Origin of the sequence: Rhodococcus sp. PvR099 (genome assembly GCF_017833315.1) — a bacterium.
Lineage (GTDB): Bacteria > Actinomycetota > Actinomycetes > Mycobacteriales > Mycobacteriaceae > Rhodococcus_G > Rhodococcus_G oryzae.
Genome location: NZ_JAFIBV010000001.1, coordinates 3,746,330 through 3,766,778, shown reverse-complemented (window position 1 = coordinate 3,766,778; position 20,449 = coordinate 3,746,330). Strand labels below are relative to the sequence as shown.

The following is a 20,449-nucleotide window of genomic DNA, read 5'->3' as shown; positions in this document are numbered from 1 at the left end:
CCATGACCGGCGCCACCACCAGCCCGACCGTCCACAAGGAATTTGTCAGCAGCGAGTCCCCGGGCGCGAAGCGCGCGGGGGCCGGCGGCTACCCGTGCCAGGGGCTCTACTACACGCCCGCCGGCAAGAAGCCGCGGATCGCGATGATCGCCACGCACTACCAGATCGACTTCTCGGAGCACTACATCGCCGAGTTCATGGCTGCGCGTGGTATTGGTTTCCTGGGCTGGAACACCCGCTACCGCGGCTACGAGGAGCTCTTCAATCTCGACCAGGCACTGGTCGACATCGGTGTGGGCATCCGCTGGTTGAAGGAACATGCAGGTGTGGATCAGGTTATCCTGCTTGGCAATTCCGGCGGCGGGTCGCTGATGGCGGCCTACCAGGCGCAAGCTGTCGAGTCGTGCATCCGTCCCGCCCGCGATATGGAACCCGCGTTGGGTATCGACGAGCTCATCCCCGGTGACGCCTACATCTCCCTCGCCGCGCACGGCGGCCGGCCCGATGTGCTGACCTCGTGGCTGGACGCGGCCGTCGTCGACGAGAACGACCCGACGCTGACCGACCCCGAACTCGACCTGTTCAACCCCGAGAACGGCCCGCCCTACTCCGAGGAGTTCATCGAGCGCTACCGCGCCGCGCAGGTCGCTCGCAACCACCGGATCACCGCGTGGGCCCGGGAAGAGCTTGCCCGGATCACCGCCGCCGGCTACTTCGACCGGCACTTCGGTGTTCCGCGTACCTGGGCGGACCCCCGCATGGTCGACGCGACGCTGGAGCCGAGCAGTCGGCCTGCGGGCGAGTGCTACCGCGGCCTGACTGCCGTGGCGAATCGCGGCGACCGCGGCATCGGTGCCGGGAGCACGCTGCGGAACTGGCTGCACATGTGGAGTCTCGAAGAATCCCAGTGTCGCGCGGAAATGCACATGGAGAAGATCACCGTGCCCGCGTTTGTCATCAACCCCGAGGGCGACACGGGGGTGTTCCCCAGCGATGCGGACGCGCTGTACAACGCCATCGCCAGCACCGACAAGCAGCGCAGGGACCTGCCGGGCGATCACTACTTCGTCGAGCCGGCCGGCGCCCGCGAGAAGGTCGCCGAGGTCATGTGCGACTGGATCGCCGAGCGCTTCCCCAGGGCGCACTGGGAATGAGCACCGAGAACGACGAGCTGGGGCTCGCACGCAAGCAGCACTGGGTCAACCAGGTTGCACGGCACGCCTTCGAGCGTGGCGACCTCCCGGCCATTGTGTTCGGCGACTGCCGGATCACCTGGGCGGAGCTCCAGCAGCGAGTGGTTGCCGTCTCTGCCGCCCTCGCCGAGCGCGGCGTTGGCCGCGGCGACCGCGTTGCGCTGCTGATGGGTAACCAGGCCGAGTACATCGAGATCATCATCGCCGCCAACCGGATCGGTGCTTTTGCCGTGCCGATCAACTTCCGGCTGAGCGTCGGCGAGGTGGCGTTCACCCTCGACAACAGCGGGTCTGTCGTCCTCTTCGTGGACAAGCAGGCGAGCGCCTCCGGAATCGCCGCGGCCGCGGAGGCCGAGGGCCAGGTCCTGGTCTTCCAGGTCGGTGAGGGAATCGACGAGAGTGCCGGCGGCGCAACGCCGTACGACGTCCTCGTCGCCCACCCCGGTTCGGGCGCCCCGATCGCCGTGACCGAGGAGTCGGAGCCTGCGCTGCTCATGTACACCTCCGGCACCACCGGACGCCCCAAGGGTGCTGTGCTCACGCATCGCAACCTGGCTGCGCAGGCGGCCACGAACGTGATGGCGTTCCGCTTCGAAATGCACGACGAGGTCAGCCTCTGCGCCGCGCCGCTGTTCCACATCGGCACCCTCGGCCTGGTGGCGCCGGCGATCCTGATGGGCGCCACGATGGTCATCCTGCCGAGCGTCTCCTTCGACGCGGGCGCCCTCCTCGACGTCGCGGAGCGTGAGCGGGTCACTTCGACATTTCTCGTGCCCACCCAGTGGCAGGCGGTCTGTGACGAGCAGGAGCGGATGCCCCGTGATCTGTCCCGGCTCCGTGTCAGCTCATGGGGCGCGGCGCCGGCAAGCGACACGTTGCTCCGCAGGATGGACGAGGTGTTGCCGGGTGCGTCGAGCCTCGCCCTCTTCGGGCAGACCGAGATGTCCCCGGTCACATGCGTGCTCGAGGCAAAGGACTCGCGCCGCAAGCTCGGCTCCGTCGGCCGCCCGGCTCCCGGTGTCTGGGCCCGCATCGTCGACCCCGACATGGTGGATGTTCAACCCGGCGAGGTCGGCGAGATCGTCTACCGCGGCCAGGGGCTCATGTCCGGGTACTGGAACAACCCGGAGGCGACGGCGCGGGCCTTCGCCGGCGGCTGGTTCCACTCCGGTGACCTGGTGCGGGTGGACGACGAGGGCTTCATCTATGTCGTGGACCGCGCGAAGGACATGATCATCTCCGGCGGGGAGAACATCTACTGCGCCGAGGTCGAGAACGCGCTGGCCGGCCACCCCGACATCGCCGAGGTCGCCGTGATCGGTAGGGCGCACGCGACTTGGGGCGAGACCCCGGTCGCGGTGGTCGCGCTGAAGCCGGGCGCGGCGGATCTGACCATCGAGGAGTTGCGAACCTGGGCCGGGGACAGGTTGGCTCGTTACAAGCTGCCGACTGACCTCGTGGTGGTCGATTCGCTGCCACGAAACGCCTCGGGCAAGGTCACCAAGAACGTGTTGCGCATCCCTGCCGCTACCCTACCTGCGTGACTGCAAAGGAAGATGCACCTCCGAATCGTCCGCAGTACCCGATCGAGTCCGTCGACAACGCGCTTCGGATCCTGTTGCTGCTCGGCGATCGTCGCAGCATCCGGCTGACCGAGGTGAGCGAGTATCTCTCGGTGGCCTCGTCGACTGCGCACCGGCTACTGGCGATGCTGCAGTACCGCGGTTTCGTTCGTCAGGTCGAGGGCTCGCGGGCTTACGAGCCGGGCCCGGCCCTGACGACGATTGCGTTCGCGGTCCTGCGCCAGACCGACGTTCGGGCGCGGGTGCATCCGGTGCTCGAGCGGCTCTCGGCCAGCCTGGGTGAGACGGTTCATCTGGCCCGGCTCGACGGGAACACGGTGACCTTCGTGGACTCGGTCGAGAGTGCTCGGGCGGTGCGCGTCGGGTCCCGCATGGGCATGACCATGCCTGCGCACTGCACGTCGTCGGGCAAGGCGCTGCTCGCCACGCTGGAAGACAGTGGGGTGCGCGAGCTCTACCCCAAGGAGAAGTTGACGGGTCTGACCACACACTCGATCACCAAGCGGTCGGTTCTGCTGCGCCAGCTCGCGGAGGTCCGCGTGGCCGGGTTCGCCACGAGCGACGAGGAGTCCGAGGACGAAGTTGCGTCGGTGTCGGTCTCGCTCGGGGAGTACGGCGGGGCGCGCTATTCGTTGAACGTCTCCACGCCCAAGAGTCGGATGTCCGACGTGACCCGCGAGGAGATCGCCGCCGCACTGGCCCAGGCGGTGGACGAGGTCGCCGCGTTCTTCCTGTGATCTCGGAATAGCGCGAATCTACCTGCGCGGCAAGGGCAAGGCATGAAAAAGCCCCGTCGATCGAATCGATCGGCGGGGCTTCCTCGATCGCGTCTCTATTCAGGCAAAGACCTTGCGAAGTTCGCCGGCGTCCAGGTATTCCTCGATGCGGCGGACCTTGCCGCCGTCGACGAACACCCGGAAGATGGTGGGGACGTTGACGGTCTTGTCCCCGATGGTCGCCCGGATGACGTGCTGGCGCACAAAGCCGTCCTCGATGGCGGTACAGCGGGCTTCGTCGTAGCCGAAGTCGTCGTAGCGAGTGGGGATGCCCGAGAGGATGCGGAGGTTGTCCTCACGGGACTGCTCGGCGTTGTCCCAGTTGTGCCAGATCTTCACGTCCGCGTGATAGATCTCGTCGAGGACGGCGATATCGCCTCGACTGAGGGCGGTGAACATCTTGTCTGCGAGCTCGAGCATTTCGCTCACCCGGCCGCTCCAATGGGGGCGCCGAGGCCGCCGTCCGCGGTCCGGGGCGCGTGTGCGACGTCGTCCTCGCGTAGCTCGCGGGTCCACGCCGCGAACTCGAGCAGGATGCCGTCCGGGTCGAAGAAGTAGATCGACCGCACGAAGGTGGAGTCGCTGTCCTCGAAGCTGATCCCGCGCTCGGACTTGTCGTGGTTGAGCATCGGTCCGGTCTGCACACCCTTGGCCTCGAGCTTGGCCTTGTACTCGTCGAACTTGTCGAGCGGGATCTTGAACGAGACATGGTTCATCGAGCCGTGTGCCGACGCGATCTCCTTGCCGATACCGGGGATGGCCGCGGGCGCCGCGATGCCGGGGGCGTGCGGGGCGGCGTCGGCGAACCAGAAGAACGCGATGAACTGGCCGCCTCCCATGTCGAAGAAGAAGTGCTGGCCGCCACCGGGCAGGGAGAGCGTCATCGACAGCTTCATGCCCAGGACGTTGGTGTAGAAGTCGACGGTGCGCTCCATGTCCTGGCACACCAGCGCTAGGTGGCACACGCCACCTAGTTCGAATTCCGTGTTTGTCATGTCACATTCTCCTCGCTGCGTGTCGGCCGTCTCGCCGGGCTCTCGGCTCGACGGTAGGTCCGAGTGTTCGGCTAGTCAAGATCTATCGACCGCTAAGTTGTGAACGGTCGGTGAGTAGTGGTGACCGGAGCCCGGTGTCACCAGGCAAAACCGGATTAATGGGAGGCCGACTGAAGGCCGGGTGGTGGCGGAACGACCTGGTGGATGCGCCACGTCCCACCGGGGCCGTCGGTGCGGGTCGGGTCAGCTGAACACGGTGCTGAGCTGGCCGCGGTCGAAGTACTCCTCGATGCGGTGGATCTTGCCGCTCTCGACGTACACGCGCAGGACCGCGGGGACGTTCACGGTCTTCTTCCCGACCGTGGCCTTGATGACGTGCTGACGGAGGAAGCCGTCCTCGAGGGCGGTGTGGCGGATGTCCTCGTAGCCGAAGGCGTCATAGCGGCCGGAGATTCCAGCGAGGGTCGCGAGGTTGTCCTCGCGGGACTGGTCGAGGTTGTCGAAGTTGTGCCAGACGGTCACGTCGTCGCCGTAGAAGCCGGCCACCGCGTCGATGTCGCCGTTCGAGACGGCATTGAAGAACTGGTCCGCGAACTCGAGGATGTCGCTCACTGGAGTACTCCTGACTGGGCGCCGTCGCCGGCGCTGAGCTTGTTTACGGGGGAATGAGAGATGTTGGTATTGCGCAACTTGCGGGTCCGGGCTGCGCACTCGAGCGGGATGTCGCCCGAGTTGACGAGGTGGATCGACGGCGCGCAGTGGTCCCGCTTCTGGGTTCTGTGGCTGCCGGCTCGCACTCGCCTCGTGCTGTGACGCGCATCGCTCGGACGTCTCACGGAGACCGTATTGCCGTCTGTTTGGTTCGTCAAGACCTAACGATCGCTAAGTTTCGAACGAAGAGGTGTTCGTGCTGGTGGCGAGAGGGTGCCGGTTCGGTCGCGGGATACCGTGGTGGTCATGGAGCGGGTGGGACGAATCGGTGGGGAAGGCCTGGGCGCGAGGATGCGCGCAGCGCGTATCGAGCGCGAGGTCGGGCTCCGGCAGCTGGCTCAGGTGGTCGGCATGAGCCCGTCATCGTTGAGTGAGTTCGAGAACGGGAAGAGCCTGCCGGGTCATGAGCGCTTGCAGGCGCTCTCGGCCGCGCTCGAGGTACCGCTGGATCTGCGTCCGCCCGAGCCCGCGGGGCCACGGTTCGACGACTGGCGAGACTTCGAGCCGCTTGACCTCCCTCCGGTCTTTCGGACGGCGCTGGAGGTCTTTGTGGAGGTCGGCTACCACGCTGCCACCGTCAGGATGATCGCCGACCGGTGCGGCTTGTCGATGGCAGGCGTCTATTACCACGTGGAGAGCAAGGATGTGATGCTCACTGAATTGCTGCAAGGCGCGATGGCCGAGCTCATAAGTCGATGTGTGGCCGCAGACGCCGAAGCGGATTCACCCGATCAACGGTTGGCGAACCTCGTCGAGTGCGTGATCCTTTTCCATACACACCGTCAGGCCTCGGCGGTGCTCGCGTCCACTGAGTTACGGTCGCTCGACGAGCCCGGCCGATCGCTACATCTCCAGGCGCGAACGCAGGTCCGGGGCATTGTGCAGGCAGCCGTGGAGGCCTGCCGTGCTGCGGGGCGGGTCGGAACCGTGCCGGCGACGTCGACGGCCACAGCGATCGTCACGATGTGTGTTGCCGTGGCCGATTGGTACCGGCCGGGGATCGGTCAGTCGCCGCACGAGATCGCACGGGAGTACACGGACCTCGCGCTGGCAATGGTTGGTGCCGGCTCGACCGATATCTCGGGTTCGCGGGACTGACGACTCAACGCGCGGCGATCTGCTGGATCGACGCTGAAGTGCTCTACGCAGTGCCTTTGCCGACGGCTGCAGCTTTTGTGCCTCAAGCCTTGACTTGCGTTATCGGCCCGTGCAACTCTGAAACAGAGAGATGTTCTGCTTTGCAGAACGATGCGGTGCCTGGGTGATCAGTCCCGCGGAGAAGCTGTCGCCAGTAGAACTGGCCGGATCCGAGGAGCGCGCAGTTGACCGCGATTGTCAAGGGGCACCCGTCGACGAATGACGACTCGTATCAGCTCAACACGACCACGCTGATCCGTCATTCGGCCCGCAACTACCCTGAGCGCGAGATCGTCTATCGCACCGGCGACGGGGGATGGGGCCGCTACACCTATGCCGACGCGTACGCGCGCATCAAGCGGATTGCCAACGCTCTGACCGACCTGGGCGTGAAACCCGGTGACGTGGTGGGGATCCTGGACTGGAACAGTAAGCGGCACTTCGAACTCTACTGGGCCATCCCCGGCACCGGAGCGGTGATGCTGCAGATGAACCTGCGCCTGGCGCCCGAGGACGTGGGGTATGTCGCCACCCACGGTGGCGCGTCTGTCGTCCTGGTGGACGAGAGCCTGCTGAGCGTCGCAGAATCGGTGGCGCCATTTGCGCCGGAGGTCACCTGGGTGGTGATGTCCGACAAGCCCCTCTCGGAGATCGCCACCACGTTGCCGAACGTCCGTCATCTCGAGGACCTGGTGGCGAAGGCGTCCCCGGAGATCGACTGGCCGATGATCGACGAGAGTTCCGCGTACAGCGCCTGCTACACGACCGGCACCACCGGCCGGCCGAAGGGCGTGTACTACTCGCATCGAGCGATCTACCTGCACACCCTGACGCAGGCCTCGTCCTACGGGATGAGCGCCGCCGACGCGGTCATGCTGATCACGCCGATGTTCCACAGTCAGTCCTGGGGTCTTCCGCAGTCTGCCGTCTACGTCGCGGCCAAGATCGTTCTGCCCGGCCGCTATTCGGCAGAGGACACAGACTTGTTGGCGGACGTGATGATCGCCGAGAACGTGACGGTCGCGAACGGCGCCCCGGCGATCTTCCAGCCGATGCTCGACTACATCGAGACGCTCGACGTCAAACCGGACTTCAGTCGCACCCGACTGCTGTCCGGCGCCACCGAGCCCGCACTCTCGCTCATGCGTGGGTTCCACGACCTGACCGGCGCCGATTTCATCCATGCGTACGGGGCTACCGAGACTGCGCCGATGGCTTTCGTCAACTACGGCCGCAAGGTCACCTTGCAGGGCAAGGTGACGGAAGACGAGTGGTGGAGCATCAAGCGCTATCAGGGTCTTCCCGCGGGCGGTGTCGATGTGCGGATCGTAGATTCGGAGGGCAACGACTTGCCGCACGACGGCAACAGCAAGGGTGAGGTCCTGCTGCGGGGGCCGTGGATCACCGCGCGGTACCACAAGCTCGATGACGACGCCGACAGGTTCCTCGACGGTTACTGGCGAAGTGGCGATATCGGGACCATCGATCAGAACGGCTACCTCAAGCTCGCGGACCGGCTGAAGGATGTCATCAAGAGTGGCGGCGAATGGATTTCGTCGATCGATATGGAAAACGCGATCATTGCCCATCCTCGGGTGGCCGAGGCGGCGGTGATCGGTGTCGAGCATCCGAAATGGCAGGAACGGCCCGTCGTGATCATGGTGACCACGGACGGAGCGGAAGTCGAGCTCGCGGAGGTCCACGCGCTGCTCGAAGGCGCCTTTGCCAAGTGGCAGCTTCCTGACACGGTCGTGTATGTCGACAAGCTTCCTCGCACGAGCGTCGGGAAGCTCGACAAGAAGGTCATGCGCGTGGAGCACGGTGATATCTATCGAGCCACTCGGCGATGATCGACAGACAGGGCGCTGTGTGAGCGACTGACGTGCAGCGCACGCGAAAATTGTTTCCTCGCTGAAGAATTCAGACCACCGCGGAAGGTTGTCGGCCGAGAGTGCGTAGGCCGACGACCTTCCGCTCTTGTATGGAGCTGCCTGTCGTCGCCACGGGCTGAATCTACGAGTCTGATTCTGGTAGAGGGAAATTCGAACCTCATAGCTCGGCTCCTGCCCTCGATCGGCGTCCAGATTCCTCTTCTCAGAAGAACCGGTTTCTGATACCGTCCACGGAGTGACGGCGCTCACCTTCGCAATCGAGGAGAGTCAATTGACCAAGCGGATCGCATACTTGGACCTGAAGGGCGGCGCGCAGCGGGAGGGGACTCGGATTCCCGAGCACCTGATCACGCCCGGCTTCGCCATCGACGTGGTGGATACCGTGATTCGGGTTACCCCCGTCGATGCAACCGACCTGCTTCTCGCCGATCTGACGTACGCGGAAGCGGCCATCCGAGCCGACCGCGACGGGTATGCCGGGGTCCTGATCGGCGGGGTGCCGGACTACGGTCTCGCGGCCGCGCGTGCGGCTGTGGACATTCCGGTGATCGGTAGCGGTCAGGCCAGCCTGCTGGCGGCGGCAGCGCTTGGCGGCCGGTTCAGCATCGTCACGATCTGGCCGGAGACGATGAGCTTCGTCTACGAGCGACTCCTCCGTGAGAACCCGGTGGGGCAGCAGTGCATTTCGGTGCGCTACGTCTCGACTCCGGACGAGCAGGGCACGCTGGCCGACGAGGACAACTTCCTCACCCAGATGAGGTCCGGGCGCGAGCATATGATCGAGCGCATCCTCGCCGAGATCGAGCATGCGGTGCAGGACGGCGCCGAGTCGGTCATTCTCGGCTGCAACTGCATGAGCCCGGTCGCCGATGTGCTCATGTCGCGCGCGAGCGTCCCGATCGTGGACCCGACCACCGCCGGATATCGGCAGCTCGAATCGATGGTCGCGCTTGGCTTGCAGCCGGCACGCGATCATCGCGTGCCCAAGTCGGATCGCCATCACGTCCTGGCGGAGATGATGAAGGCGGCAGAACTCGCGTTTGGCGATGACCAGGAAGATTGCCCTGTCTGTGTGCTGAATGACGACGGAACCGCTTCCTGCGAACTGCCGGCGCGCGAGCCCGCCGAGACACAGGTGTGACCGACACATGCACGCTGAGTGCACACTCGAAACAGTAGCGACCTGCTGACATAAACGGTCTCCCGCAACCCGGGATCGCCGCAGGAGCGGAGCGTGCCGGCCGGAGAACAGCCGGCCGGCACGCGTGCATCGGCGAGTGATCGGCGTTGGGGGATTACATGAGCGAGTCGACGGTTCCCGTGGCGAGCGAGGGTCGACCGGCGAGCAGCGGACCGAGATCGGTGATGGCTCCCTCGCCGGCTCGGAACTCGCGGTACGCGGCGTCGTGTGCGGCCGACTCCCAGGTCTCGACGAAACGCCAGATGTTGGGTTCCTTGACGTCGATGATCGACTTCACATCGACGCAGCCGGGAAATCCCCGAGTCTCCTTCAGCACTCGCGTCATCACCTCCCGCGCGGTGTCAAGGGACTCCGGCTTGAAGGTCAATTCCAGAACTGCGATCACTTCCATGTCAACTCCTCGGTGTTGAGGCCAATGATGTTGTCTGCGATCCGCAGACAGTTCGGTCCGACGGCCCTCGGGCCTTCGAACCCCGTTCGTGTCAACGGAACTCGGAGGCGATGGCCCGCCCGATGATCTCCTTCATGATCTCGGTGGTGCCGCCGTAGATCGTCTGGATGCGGGTGTCGACGTAAGCGCGGCCGATCGGGTACTCCATCATGAACCCGTAGCCGCCGTGCAGCTGCACTCCGAGGTCCACCACCCGCTTCTGCAGCTCGGTGGCCCACCACTTCGCCTTGGACGCGTCGACGGCGGTCAGGTCACCTGCGTTCAGGGCGATCACGCAGCGGTCGATGTGCGACTCGGTGACCTCGATCTCGGTGAGCATCTCGGCGAGCACGAACCTCGAGTTCTGCAGGTCGCCGATCGGCCTGCCGAACGCCTTGCGCTCGAACGCGTAGCTCTTGGTCCATTCGTAGGCAGCCCTGGCGGCGGTGATGGCGCCGACGGCGATCCCGATCCGCTCCAGCGGCAGGTTCTCCATCAGGTGGATGAAGCCGCGGCCCTCTGTGCCGAGCACGTTCTCCGCGGGCACCCTGACGTTCTCGAAGACGAGCTCGGCGGTGTCCTGTGCGGCGAGGCCCACCTTGTGTAGCTTGCGTCCGCGGCTGAAGCCGGGGGTGTCGCGTTCGACGACGATCAGCGAGAAGCCCTTACTGCTCGCGTTCGGGTCGGTGCGGCACACGACGATCACCAGGTCGGAGTGAATGCCGTTGGTGATGAAGGTCTTCTGGCCGTTGATCACCCACTCGTCGCCGTCCCGGACCGCAGTGGTCTTGACGCCCTGCAGGTCGGAACCGGCGCCCGGCTCGGTCATCGCGATGGCGCCGATCAGCTCACCTGCGGCCATCCGCGGCAGCCAGCGCTCCTTCTGGGCCGGGGTACCCAGGTGCAGGATGTAGGGGATCGTGATGTCGTCCTGCAGGGAGAGGGTGGACCCGAACGATGTGGTGCCGGTGCGGGCGATCTCCTCGGAAACGACGTGCCGGAACCGGTAGTCGGTGACACCCGACCCGCCGAACTCCTCGGGGACGCCCAGGCCGATGATGCCGGACCTGCCGGCGGCGACATACGACGCGCGGTCGATCAACCGGTCTTCCTCCCACTGCAGGTAGCGGGGTTCGACCTCGCGGGCAAGGAACTCGCGGACGGTGCCGCGGTAGTCCTCGTGGTCGGATTCGAAGTGCTTGCGCTGCATTGTCTTGTTCCTTGCTGGATCAGGCGTTGACGGTGTGGGCTCCCGGTCGCTGCCGAGCGTTACGGGTGGTCAGGAAGCGGCGGGATGGCCGACGACGCGCAGGGCGATGGCGGTGTAGCGGTCGGCGACAGCGTCGGGGGTCAACGGACCGTCGATCTGGAACCAGCGGGCGATCGACTGACCCATACCGAGGAGCGCTCGCACGGTCTCCGGGATGTCGTCGACGACGAAGACCTTCCGGTCGACGCCGTCCGTCACCAGGTCGAGGGCCATGAGCTCGAGCCTCTTGCGAGTCGCCGCGTAGTTGCGGCGGTTCTCCGGCGAGACGTGCCGCAGCTCGGAGTCGAGCGCGGACTGTCGGGCGCGGTGCGTCATGTTCAGCACCACCGCGTCGAAGAAGTAGGCGAAGCGCAGGACCGGATCGTCACCGCCGTCATCGACCGCGGCGGCGCAGCGGTCGATCAGGTCGCGGACCGCGGTGTCGAGCAACGCCACGAGAACCGCTTCCTTGTTCTCGTGGTGGTAATACAGGGCGGGCACCGTGACCCCGACCCGCCGGGCCAGGTCACGGACCGTGGTGCCGTGGAAGCCGTTCTCGTGGAAGGCATCCAGGGCGTGGTCGAGGATGGGGCCGAGCTGCATCGGCTCGAATTCCCGCCAGTGGGTGATGGTTTCGGGCGGTGCGGACATCGGCCCCTCCTCGATCACGTGTGGGTCAGCGCGGTGCCATGCGGATGGCGCCGTCGAGACGGATGGTCTCGCCGTTGAGCATCGGGTTCGAGACGATGTGTGCGGCGAGGGCGCCGTACTCCGACGGATCGCCGAGGCGGGACGGGTGCGGCACCTGCTGGCCGAGCGAGGCCTGTGCGGCTTCCGGCAGCGAGCCGAGCAGCGGGGTCTTGAACAGGCCGGGTGCGATGGTGACGACGCGGATCAGCAGCGACGCGAGGTCACGGGCGATCGGCAGGGTCATGCCGACGACGCCGCCCTTCGAGGCCGAGTACGCGGCCTGGCCGATCTGGCCGTCGAACGCGGCGACGGAGGCGGTGTTGATGATGACGCCGCGCTCGCCGTCGATGGGCTCGGTCTTCGAGATGCGCTCGGCGGCCAGGCGAAGCACGTTGAAGGTGCCGACGAGGTTGACGTTGATGATCTTGGTGAAGCCGTCGAGCGGGAAGGCGCCCTGCTTGCCGACGGTCTTGACGGCGTTGCCGATGCCGGCGCAGTTCACCAGGACTCGCAGGGTGCCGAGGGACTCGGCCAGGTCGAGGGCGGCGGTCACGGCGGCCTCGTCGGTGACGTCCGCCGCGGCGAAGCGCACCCGGTCACCGAGTTCCTTGGCGACGACCTCGCCGTTCGAGCTGGGGAGGTCGACGATGACGACCTGGGCGCCGTCGGCGAGCAGGGCCTTGGCGGTGGCCAGGCCGAGTCCGGAGGCGCCGCCGGTGACGAGGGCGACGCTGTCATTGACGATCATGTGGTGTTCCTTTCGGGAAGTGTTGTGTCTCAGAGTCGTTCGATGATGGTGGCGTTGGCCATGCCGGCGCCCTCGCACATGGTCTGCAGGCCGTAGCGACCGCCGGTGGCCTCGAGGTGGTTGAGCAGGGTGGTCATCAGTCGGGTGCCCGAGGACCCGAGTGCATGACCGAGGGCGATGGCGCCACCGAGGGGGTTGAGCTTGGCGGGGTCGGCGCCGAACTCGTGGGCCCAGGCCAACGGCACCGGCGCGAAGGCCTCGTTGACCTCGTAGGCGTCGATGTCGTCGATGCTCAGGCCCGCCTTGGCCAGGACCTTGTGGGTGGCCGGGATGGGTGCGGTGAGCATGAGCATCGGGTCGTCGCCGACCACGGAGAACGAGTGGAACCGGGCGCGCGGGGTGAGCCCCAGCTTGGCGGCCATCTCCTCACTCATGATCAGCACGGCGGAGGCGCCATCGGTGAAGGGGGAGGAGTTGCCAGGGGTGATCTGCCACGGGGCGTCGGGGAATCGTGCCGCGAACTCGTCGGTGCGGAACGACGGACGCAGTCCGGCCAGGCCCTCCGCGGTGGTGGTGGTGCGGACCGTCTCGTCGACGGTGTGTGTGACCGTCTCACCGGCGGCGTTGGTGACGGTGATCGGCACGATCTCCCTGTCGAACGCGCCCGCGGCGATCGCGGCGGCCGCGCGCTGGTGCGACTGCGCGGAGAAGGCGTCGAGGGTCTCGCGGTCGAGCTTCCACTTCGCGGAGATCAGTTCGGCGGAGATGCCCTGGTGGATCAGGCCTTCCGGGTAGCGGGTGGCGATGCCGGCGCCGCCGGTGTCCTGGCCCATGGCGGACGTGCCCATGGGGATACGGCTCATCGACTCGACGCCGCAGGCGATCACGATGTCGTAGGCGCCCGCGATGACGCCCTGGGCGCCGAAGTGCGCGGCCTGCTGGCTCGACCCGCACTGGCGGTCGATGGTCGTGGCGGGCACGGACTCCGGGAAGCCTGCGGCGAGCAGCGCAGTGCGGCTGATGTTGAGGGCCTGTTCGCCGACCTGCTGGACGCAGCCGCCGATGACGTCGTCGACCTGGGCTGGGTCGAGGCCGTTGCGGTCGACGATCGTCCGCAGCACGTGGGAGAGCAGTTCGACGGGATGGGTCCCGGACAGGGCGCCGCCGGGCTTGCCTCGTCCGGATGCGAGGCGGATGGCGTCGACGATGACAGCGTTGGTCATGAGGGGAACCTTTCGGGGGAGGGAGGAAGGTGGTGCGACCCGGCGCTCCGGAGGCAGGGGCTCAGCGGAGCGCCGGGCCGAGATCGGGGGGTCAGCGGCCCTGCCAGACCGGCTGTCGCTTCTCGGTGAAGGCCTTCGTGCCTTCCTGCGCGTCGGCGCTGGCGAAGACGACCTTCAGGGCCTCGGCGTTCAGGTCCCACACGTCCTGTCCCCAGTCCGAATCGGACGCCGTCCAGTGGATCATCGCCTTGGATTCGCGCACGGAGAGCGGCGCGTTGGCGGCGATCTTCTCGGCGAGTTCGAGGGCGACCTCGAGTGCGGTCCCCGCCGGGGCGACGCGGTTGACCAGGCCGAGCTCCTTGCCCTGTGCGGCGCTGATCGGTTCACCGGTCAACGCGAGCTCGAGGGCGATCTTCTTCGGGATCTGCTGCTGCAGGCGGACGACGCCGCCCGCCGCGGCAAAAAGGCCGCGCTTGACCTCGGGCAGGCCGAGCTGGGCGTTCTCGTCCACGACCGCGAGGTCACTTGCGAGGACGAGTTCGGTGCCGCCGCCGAGGGCGAATCCGTTGACCGCAGCGATGGTCGGCTTGCTCACCCAGTGCTGGGTGTAGCCGGCGAAGCCCCATTCCGGATGGCCGTCGGCGTCGAGGGACTGGCCGGAGCCGAGTGCCTTCAGGTCGGCACCCGCGCAGAATGCCCGTCCGGAACCTGTGATCACGACGACCCGTACCTCGTCGTCTGCTTGGGCCTGCTGGAGCAGGCTGCCGATCGCCGTCGCCAGGGCCGCGTTGATCGCGTTCATCGCCCGGGGTCGGTTCAGCGTGATGAGCGCGACGTTGCCGCGGCGCTCGTACAGCGCGACGGGCTCGGGCGCGGTGGTCGACTCCTCGGCCATGGGCTGCTCCTCGGGGATCTTCTGCGAAACTGATTTACTGAACGCTCGCTAAGACAACTATCACGCGGACGGGGAGGTGGTCAACGGGCCCGGTTAGCTAGCGACCGTTAAATGGGTCTGGTACTGATGAAACGGCTGCGGCAAGTGGCGTGCACCTTCCGACCCCAGACTTCCCGAGAAGGACAGTTCATGAGCACCGAAACCGACGACGTCCTCGTCGACCTGACCGACGGCGTCCTGCGCATCACCATGAACCGGCCCGCCCGGATGAACGCCGTCACCGTCGAGACCCTCGATGCGGCGGCCGCCGCCCTGGACGAGCACGCCGGTGATCGCAAGGTTCGTGCCGTCGTGCTCACCGGTGCAGGCCGGGCGTTCTGCACCGGTGCCGACCTGTCCACCGTCGGCGACCTGTCCGCGCCGCCCGACCCGTCCACCATCGATGCCGCCAACCGGCTCGTCGCCGCTCTGCGCGCGTTCCCTCGCCCGGTCGTGGCGGCCGTCAACGGCCCGGCCGCAGGGGTGGGGGTCTCGCTCGCACTCGGCGCCGACCTGACCGTCGCCGCTGAGTCCAGCTACCTGCTGCTGGCGTTCACCAAGATCGGCCTGATGCCCGACGGCGGTGCGACCGCGCTGGTCGCCGCGTCCGTCGGCCGGGCCCGCGCCATGCGGATGGCGTTGCTCGCCGAGCGACTACCCGCCGTGGACGCGCTCGACGCGGGTCTGATCGCGCGGGTGTTCCCGGACGCGACGTTCGCAGACGACGTCGAGGCGCTCGTCCGGGGGCTCGTCGACGGGCCGTCGGACGCGTTCGCGGCCACCAAGACCGCGATCAACGACGCGACCCTCGGGCAGCTCGACCCGGCGTTCGCCCGGGAACGGACCGGCCAGCTCGAGCTGCTCGCGGCCGCCGACTTCGCCGAGGGCGTCGACGCGTTCCTGGGCAAACGGTCGGCGGTCTTCGGTCGCTGACGCAGCCAGGAGTCCCTCCGGTCCGCAGAGGGCCGGCTGGACACGCGGGGCGGAGCCCTCTAATGCGCCCCAACGGTTTTCAACGCGATCGCGGCGTACTTCTTCGCGACCTCTTCGGGAGACAGCGTGCCCTCCGCGTGGTACCAGCGGGGGATGGACTGGCACATGCCGAGCAGTGCGCGCGTGGTCTCCGCGGGATCGTCGACATCGAAATCCCCATGGGCCGTGCCGTCCTGCACGATCCGGAGCACGACCTCCTCGATGCCCTTACGGACCGCGCGGTAACGCTGCCGGTTCTCTGTGCTCAGGTACCGCACTTCGCCCTCGAGCGCCGCGAGGCGAGCGCGGGTTGTCATGCGCAGCACGATCGCCTCGATCACATTGGCCAGCCGCCGCACCGGGTCGTCGCCACCGTCGGTGTCCGCGGCGTGCGCGCGGGCCAGAACGTCGCTGGTGGACAGCTCGAGCAGGGCGATCAGCAGCCCTTCCTTGCTGTTGTGGTGGTAATACAGCGCCGGCACCGTCACACCCACCCGGCGCGCCACCTCGCGCACCGTGGTGCCGTGATAGCCGAGCTCGTGGAATGCGTCGAGCGAGGCCGACAGGATCGGCGTCAGCTCCAATTCCTGGAGCCGCCGCCAGTCCGAGTCGGACTCGTCGGAAGCCGCGGAGCCGGGGGGATTCGCCATTGCCTGCCACATCTGTCGATCGCAAATCGGTCGGATCGAGAGTACCGGGGTGGTGAGCGCATTCCGCACCACTGGACCTGTCTACGGCCGGACTGAGGAGTGGCTCGCCCAGTGGCCGCGACGTGTAGGTTTCCGGACGTGGGTAAGAGCAAAAGAAACAGTGGTCCGAAGCCCGGCAGCAACCGCGCGGCGAAGCTCGCCGAGCGCCGCGCCGCCCAGGAGAGCGCCGCGGCCGCCGCGGTGCCGCGCCCGTTCGAGGGGCTGGCAGCCGAGTGCGATCTCGTCGCGATGCGCGAGTTCGTCCCGTCCGCGACGGCGACGCTGCCGCTGACCGGCGGCGAGCGCACGGTCGTGGCAGCGACGGTGCTGCCCGGCGCGGTGGCGGGCCTCGTCCGCGACGAAACCACCGCGACATCTGGCGGCACCGCCGCCGCCGCAACAGGCTTCGTCGGCCTGCAGGTGCCCGGCCAGTCCGCCGATCTCTCGGCCGATCTGGCCGCCGCCGTCAACTGGGCCGCAGGCGCGGAGCCGGGGCAGTCCCTCGCCGCGACCGACGCCCAGCCGGGCGGACCGCGCCTCGGTGACGTGATCGAGGCGGGCACGCTGCTCGAGATCAGCGTGTACCAGGACTTCAACTGGTGGATCCCGGAGGGCGTCACGCCCGCCCCGGAGGTCGCCGCCACCGTCGAGCAGGCCAACTCGGTGATCATGCCGTCCGCTCGCCTCGACGGCGAGGGCATCGTCGCCGCGTGGTGGGTCGACGCGGGGGAGAAGGCGCACCTGCGCTGGGTGCGGCCCGAGGACGAGGACCAGCTGATGCTGGCCCTGGCCCGCGTGCATGCGGCCGGTGGACTGCACCTCGGCGAGGGATCGCGGTACGCCGGTTCGTTCCGGACCCACGGGCTGCTGGTGCCGGTGTTCGATCTCGACCCCGAGCGGCACGCCCAGGAGTGGGCGCCCGCGACGGCCGAGCTCGGAGTGCGGCTGGCCGACGCGCTGGCCGTCGACGCGCCCCTCACCTCCGACGAGCTGCGCTCGCGCGACGGTCTGCGCGCCCGCCAGGTCACCCTCCGCTGATCAGACGCGGCTGCGCCGCCCGTGAGCGCTTACCGAGTCCCTGGACTCCATGAGCACGCACGGGCGGCGCAGCCGCATTGGTCAGACGTCGAGGACGACCTTGCCGGGGATGCCCCGTCGCTTGGCGAGAAATGCGGTCCGTGCCTCGGCGAGCGGATAGGCGGCGCCGACGTGGGGGCGTAGTACGCCCCGCTCCGCCAGCCGCGCGAGTTCCCGGAGCTCCTGCCTGTCGGGCTCGACGATGAAGAAGACCGCACGACCGTCGACCGGCGTGACCGGGGGCGGCGCCGTGATCGACACCAGGGTGCCGCCGGGCCGCACGAGCGCGGCCGAGCGAGCCAGGACCTCCCCGCCGATCGTGTCGAACACCAGATCCACCGGACCGAACCGGGTCTCGTCGAGGCCACCGGAGTCGAGCGTCACGTAGTCGTCCGCACCGTGACCGCGGGCCGCCTCCTCGCCCGCCGCCCGGCCGGTCGCGATGACCCGAGCCCCCGAGGCATGAGCGAGCTGGACCACCAGCGAGCCGGTGCCGCCCGCGCCCCCGTGTACCACGACCGTCCGCCCGGACGCGTCGCCGTAGGTCAGTCCGCCGTGCCTGAAGAGTCCCTGCCAGGCGGTGAGGCCCGCCAGGGGGAGGGCGGCGGCCTCCCGGAACCCGATCGACTCCGGAATCGCGGCCAGGTTGCGGGCCTCCACGGCCACGAACTCGGCGGCGGCGCCGTCGCGATGCCAGTCGGTCAGACCGAACACCCGGTCGCCGACCTCGAAACCGGTGGTGCCGTAGGGGATCTCGCTGACGACACCGGCGACCTCGTGGGCCGGGATGCTCGGGGTCCGGTCACCGCCTGCCCGGTCCGTCCAGGTCCCCGGCCAGTCGAGTTCGTCCGGGACGAAGGAGGCGGCGCGCACCCGGACGATCACGTCGCCGGTGGCGGCCTGCGGGTACGGCGCCTCCTCGAGCACCAGGGCATTCGGGTTGTCCGCTCCGCGGTTCTCCTGGATCCGAACAGCTTTCACTTCTCGATTCCTCTCAGGGGCGCGCGCTCAGCGGATCGGTGGGACGCGGCGGGTGCTGACCGCGATCCGGTTCCACGCGTTGATGGTGAAGATGACGGCGATCAGCTGGGACAGCTCCCGCTCCTCGAACTGCTCGGCGGCCCGCGCGTACACCTCGTCCGGAACGAAGCCGTCGGTCAGCACGGTGACCGCCTCGGTGAGGGCAAGGGCGGCGCGCTCGCGCTCGGTGTACAGGCCCGGCACCTCCTCCCAGGCATTGAGCAGGTAGAGCTTCTGCTCGCTGATGCCGACCTTGCGGGCGTCCTGGGTGTGCATGTCCAGGCACCAGGCGCAGTGGTTGATCTGTGAGGCACGGGTGAGCACGAGCTCGACGAGGACCGGCTCGAGGCCCTTCTTGGCAGCGGCGTCGAGGGCGATCATCGCCTGGTAGACCTCGGGGGACTGCTTGAAGATGTTGACCCGCTGTGCTGTCTCGGTTGTCGTCATGGGAATGACTCTAGGCGGGTAATGGACCGAATGAGTGGTTCAATTCGGAGGTGGAATCATGGGCCAATTCTGGATTGGATCTACACCTCGACCTCCGCGGTCGCGGAGGTCTGCGCTCGTCGTTGATGGCCACCCTCCGGGAGGACATCCGCTCCGGGCGGTTGGCGCCGGGTGCACTGCTACCGCCCTCGCGCACGCTGGCCGCGGATCTCGGCATCGCGCGGAACACCGTCGCGGACGCGTACGCCGAGCTGGTCGCGGAGGGCTGGCTGACCGCCCGCCGGGGCTCGGGTACCCGGGTGGCCCCGAGGGCCGCGCCCGCGGCCGACCTTCGGACGCCGCGGCCGGCCCCGCCTGTCCGGCCCGCGCACAACCTGATGCCGGGTTCCCCGGACGCGGCCTCGTTTCCGAGGACCGCGTGGCTGGCCTCGACGCGGCGCGCCCTGACGGCGGCGCCGAGCGACGCGTTCGGCCCTGGCGATCCGAGGGGACGGCCGGAGCTGCGAAACGCCCTGGCGGACTACCTGGCCCGCGCCCGCGGCGTGCGCGCGGACCCGGACCGCATCGTCGTCTGCGCGGGCACCGCGCACGCTCTGACCCTGCTCGCCCCACTGCTGGGTGGGGCCGTCGCGGTCGAGGGCCATGGCCTGCACGTGCACCGGGAGCTGCTCGGCTCGGCGGGGGTGCGCACGGTGCCGCTGTCCGTCGACTCGGACGGCGCGCGGGTCGACGAGCTCGTGCGGTCGGGGGCGGCCGCCGCGCTGCTCACGCCCGCCCACCAGTTCCCGATCGGTGGTCCGCTACATCCGGAACGCCGTGCGGCGGCGGTTGATTGGGCGAGCCGGTCGGGAGGGCTGATCCTCGAGGACGACTACGACGGCGAGTTCCGATACGACCGACAGCCGGTCGGGGCGATGCAGGACTTGGATCCCGAGCGGGTGGTGTACCTGGGCTCGGTGAGCAAGAGTCTCTCGCCCGCGCTGCGCCTCGGCTGGATGGCGCTGCCCGACCGCCTCGTCGACCCCGTGCTGGAGGTCAAGGGAATCTGGGAGCGGTGGGTCAGCGTGCCCGATCAGCTGACGCTCGCGGACTTCGTCGACTCCGGTCGATACGACCGCCAGATCCGGCTGATGCGCGGCCGCTATCACCGGCGCCGCGACCAGTTGGTGGCCACCCTCGCGGATCGGGCTCCTGCAGTTCGGGTCACGGGCATCGCGGCGGGTCTGCACGCGGTGCTGGAGTTGCCGCCGGGCACCGAGACGCGGGCCCTGTCGGCCGCTGCCGCGGAAGGCCTTGCGGTGGGCGCACTGTCGACCTTCCGGCACCCGGATGCGCGCGACGCCCCGCGGGACGGACTGGTGGTCGGGTACGGGGCCCCCGCCGAGCACGCCTTCGCCGGGGCGCTGGAGGCGCTGTGCCGGGCGCTGGTCGTCTCCGCCCGGATCCACTGAAACGCGAAGCGGCCGAGGGTGTGTGCTGCAC

21 protein-coding genes are annotated in these 20,449 nt (G+C 67.9%); 9 read left to right on the top strand and 12 right to left on the bottom strand.

From position 1 onward, the window contains the following. The first annotated feature begins 2 nt into the window (after positions 1-2). From JOE46_RS17300 to JOE46_RS17290, 3 genes are read left to right on the top strand one after another with little or no spacing between them, the layout of a single operon-like run. Positions 3-1,154: an alpha/beta hydrolase gene (locus tag JOE46_RS17300; protein WP_097214385.1), complete on the top strand. Its 1,152-nt coding sequence runs from the start codon at positions 3-5 to the stop codon at positions 1,152-1,154. Next, positions 1,151-2,737 (top strand): long-chain-fatty-acid--CoA ligase, encoded by a 1,587-nt coding sequence (locus tag JOE46_RS17295; protein WP_209927944.1) that lies wholly within the window; start codon positions 1,151-1,153, stop codon positions 2,735-2,737. The genes JOE46_RS17300 and JOE46_RS17295 overlap by 4 nt, the downstream gene beginning before the upstream one ends. Then, entirely contained in the window at positions 2,734-3,513 is a 780-nt protein-coding gene (locus tag JOE46_RS17290) for an IclR family transcriptional regulator (RefSeq protein WP_097214383.1), read from the top strand. The genes JOE46_RS17295 and JOE46_RS17290 overlap by 4 nt, the downstream gene beginning before the upstream one ends. 99 nt (positions 3,514-3,612) lie before the next feature. On the opposite strand, the gene JOE46_RS17285 is transcribed toward JOE46_RS17290, so the two are convergent. The 3 genes from JOE46_RS17285 to JOE46_RS17275 all read right to left on the bottom strand — a co-directional run bounded on the left by JOE46_RS17285 (position 3,613) and on the right by JOE46_RS17275 (position 5,159). Further along, a complete protein-coding gene (locus JOE46_RS17285; protein ID WP_143548538.1) occupies positions 3,613-3,981 on the bottom strand; it encodes a nuclear transport factor 2 family protein in 369 nt (122 codons plus the stop codon). Next, complete coding sequence (locus JOE46_RS17280) at positions 3,978-4,547, bottom strand: VOC family protein (protein ID WP_097214381.1); 570 nt, start codon at positions 4,545-4,547, stop codon at positions 3,978-3,980. Before JOE46_RS17280 ends, JOE46_RS17285 begins: the two co-directional genes overlap by 4 nt. Before the next feature lie 243 nt (positions 4,548-4,790). Beyond that, positions 4,791-5,159, bottom strand: a complete 369-nt coding sequence (locus JOE46_RS17275) for a nuclear transport factor 2 family protein (RefSeq protein WP_209927942.1) — start codon at positions 5,157-5,159, stop codon at positions 4,791-4,793. 345 nt (positions 5,160-5,504) lie between these two features. On the opposite strand from JOE46_RS17275, the gene JOE46_RS17270 reads away from it, so the two are divergent. The 3 genes from JOE46_RS17270 (at position 5,505) to JOE46_RS17260 (ending at position 9,428) form a co-directional block, all read left to right on the top strand. Next, complete coding sequence (locus JOE46_RS17270; protein ID WP_143548537.1) at positions 5,505-6,356, top strand: TetR family transcriptional regulator; 852 nt, start codon at positions 5,505-5,507, stop codon at positions 6,354-6,356. Between the two features lie 224 nt (positions 6,357-6,580). Further along, positions 6,581-8,245 carry a long-chain-fatty-acid--CoA ligase gene (locus JOE46_RS17265; protein WP_097214378.1) on the top strand — a complete coding sequence of 555 codons (1,665 nt, stop codon included), beginning with the start codon at positions 6,581-6,583 and terminating at the stop codon, positions 8,243-8,245. Positions 8,246-8,522: 277 nt separating this feature from the next. Continuing rightward, positions 8,523-9,428: an aspartate/glutamate racemase family protein gene (locus JOE46_RS17260; protein WP_097214377.1), complete on the top strand. Its 906-nt coding sequence runs from the start codon at positions 8,523-8,525 to the stop codon at positions 9,426-9,428. A 154-nt stretch (positions 9,429-9,582) separates the two neighbouring features. Here JOE46_RS17260 and JOE46_RS17255 read toward each other — a convergent pair whose 3' ends face one another. The 6 genes from JOE46_RS17255 to JOE46_RS17230 all read right to left on the bottom strand — a co-directional run bounded on the left by JOE46_RS17255 (position 9,583) and on the right by JOE46_RS17230 (position 14,723). Further along, positions 9,583-9,879, bottom strand: coding sequence for a putative quinol monooxygenase (locus tag JOE46_RS17255; RefSeq protein WP_097214376.1), 297 nt, complete (start codon positions 9,877-9,879; stop codon positions 9,583-9,585). 91 nt (positions 9,880-9,970) lie between these two features. After that, positions 9,971-11,128 (bottom strand): acyl-CoA dehydrogenase family protein, encoded by a 1,158-nt coding sequence (locus tag JOE46_RS17250; RefSeq protein ID WP_209927941.1) that lies wholly within the window; start codon positions 11,126-11,128, stop codon positions 9,971-9,973. A gap of 69 nt (positions 11,129-11,197) precedes the next feature. Next, positions 11,198-11,818: a TetR/AcrR family transcriptional regulator gene (locus JOE46_RS17245; RefSeq protein ID WP_097214402.1), complete on the bottom strand. Its 621-nt coding sequence runs from the start codon at positions 11,816-11,818 to the stop codon at positions 11,198-11,200. Positions 11,819-11,843: 25 nt separating this feature from the next. After that, on the bottom strand, positions 11,844-12,605 hold the full coding sequence (locus tag JOE46_RS17240; RefSeq protein ID WP_097214374.1) for a 3-hydroxyacyl-CoA dehydrogenase: 762 nt from the start codon (positions 12,603-12,605) through the stop codon (positions 11,844-11,846). 29 nt (positions 12,606-12,634) lie between these two features. Continuing rightward, on the bottom strand, positions 12,635-13,828 hold the full coding sequence (locus JOE46_RS17235) for an acetyl-CoA C-acyltransferase (RefSeq protein WP_097214373.1): 1,194 nt from the start codon (positions 13,826-13,828) through the stop codon (positions 12,635-12,637). Between the two features lie 91 nt (positions 13,829-13,919). Further along, positions 13,920-14,723, bottom strand: coding sequence for a crotonase/enoyl-CoA hydratase family protein (locus tag JOE46_RS17230; RefSeq protein WP_097214372.1), 804 nt, complete (start codon positions 14,721-14,723; stop codon positions 13,920-13,922). A 189-nt stretch (positions 14,724-14,912) separates the two neighbouring features. Between JOE46_RS17230 and JOE46_RS17225 the strand changes: the two genes are divergently transcribed. Then, positions 14,913-15,695, top strand: coding sequence for an enoyl-CoA hydratase (locus JOE46_RS17225; RefSeq protein ID WP_097214371.1), 783 nt, complete (start codon positions 14,913-14,915; stop codon positions 15,693-15,695). A 59-nt stretch (positions 15,696-15,754) separates the two neighbouring features. Here JOE46_RS17225 and JOE46_RS17220 read toward each other — a convergent pair whose 3' ends face one another. Then, positions 15,755-16,384 (bottom strand): TetR/AcrR family transcriptional regulator, encoded by a 630-nt coding sequence (locus JOE46_RS17220; RefSeq protein ID WP_097214370.1) that lies wholly within the window; start codon positions 16,382-16,384, stop codon positions 15,755-15,757. A gap of 138 nt (positions 16,385-16,522) precedes the next feature. Here JOE46_RS17220 and JOE46_RS17215 point away from each other — a divergent pair, with 138 nt between their 5' ends. Continuing rightward, complete coding sequence (locus JOE46_RS17215; RefSeq protein ID WP_097214369.1) at positions 16,523-17,461, top strand: DUF5926 family protein; 939 nt, start codon at positions 16,523-16,525, stop codon at positions 17,459-17,461. 81 nt (positions 17,462-17,542) lie between these two features. Here JOE46_RS17215 and JOE46_RS17210 read toward each other — a convergent pair whose 3' ends face one another. Together JOE46_RS17210 and JOE46_RS17205 are read right to left on the bottom strand one after the other, a co-directional pair. After that, the gene (locus tag JOE46_RS17210; protein ID WP_179800725.1) at positions 17,543-18,481 is read right to left on the bottom strand and encodes an NADP-dependent oxidoreductase; all 939 of its coding nucleotides are present in this window, start codon (positions 18,479-18,481) and stop codon (positions 17,543-17,545) included. A 27-nt stretch (positions 18,482-18,508) separates the two neighbouring features. Beyond that, the gene (locus JOE46_RS17205; protein ID WP_097214368.1) at positions 18,509-18,967 is read right to left on the bottom strand and encodes a carboxymuconolactone decarboxylase family protein; all 459 of its coding nucleotides are present in this window, start codon (positions 18,965-18,967) and stop codon (positions 18,509-18,511) included. A 50-nt stretch (positions 18,968-19,017) separates the two neighbouring features. Here JOE46_RS17205 and JOE46_RS17200 point away from each other — a divergent pair, with 50 nt between their 5' ends. After that, positions 19,018-20,418 (top strand): PLP-dependent aminotransferase family protein, encoded by a 1,401-nt coding sequence (locus tag JOE46_RS17200; RefSeq protein ID WP_209927940.1) that lies wholly within the window; start codon positions 19,018-19,020, stop codon positions 20,416-20,418. The last annotated feature ends 31 nt before the right edge of the window (positions 20,419-20,449 follow it).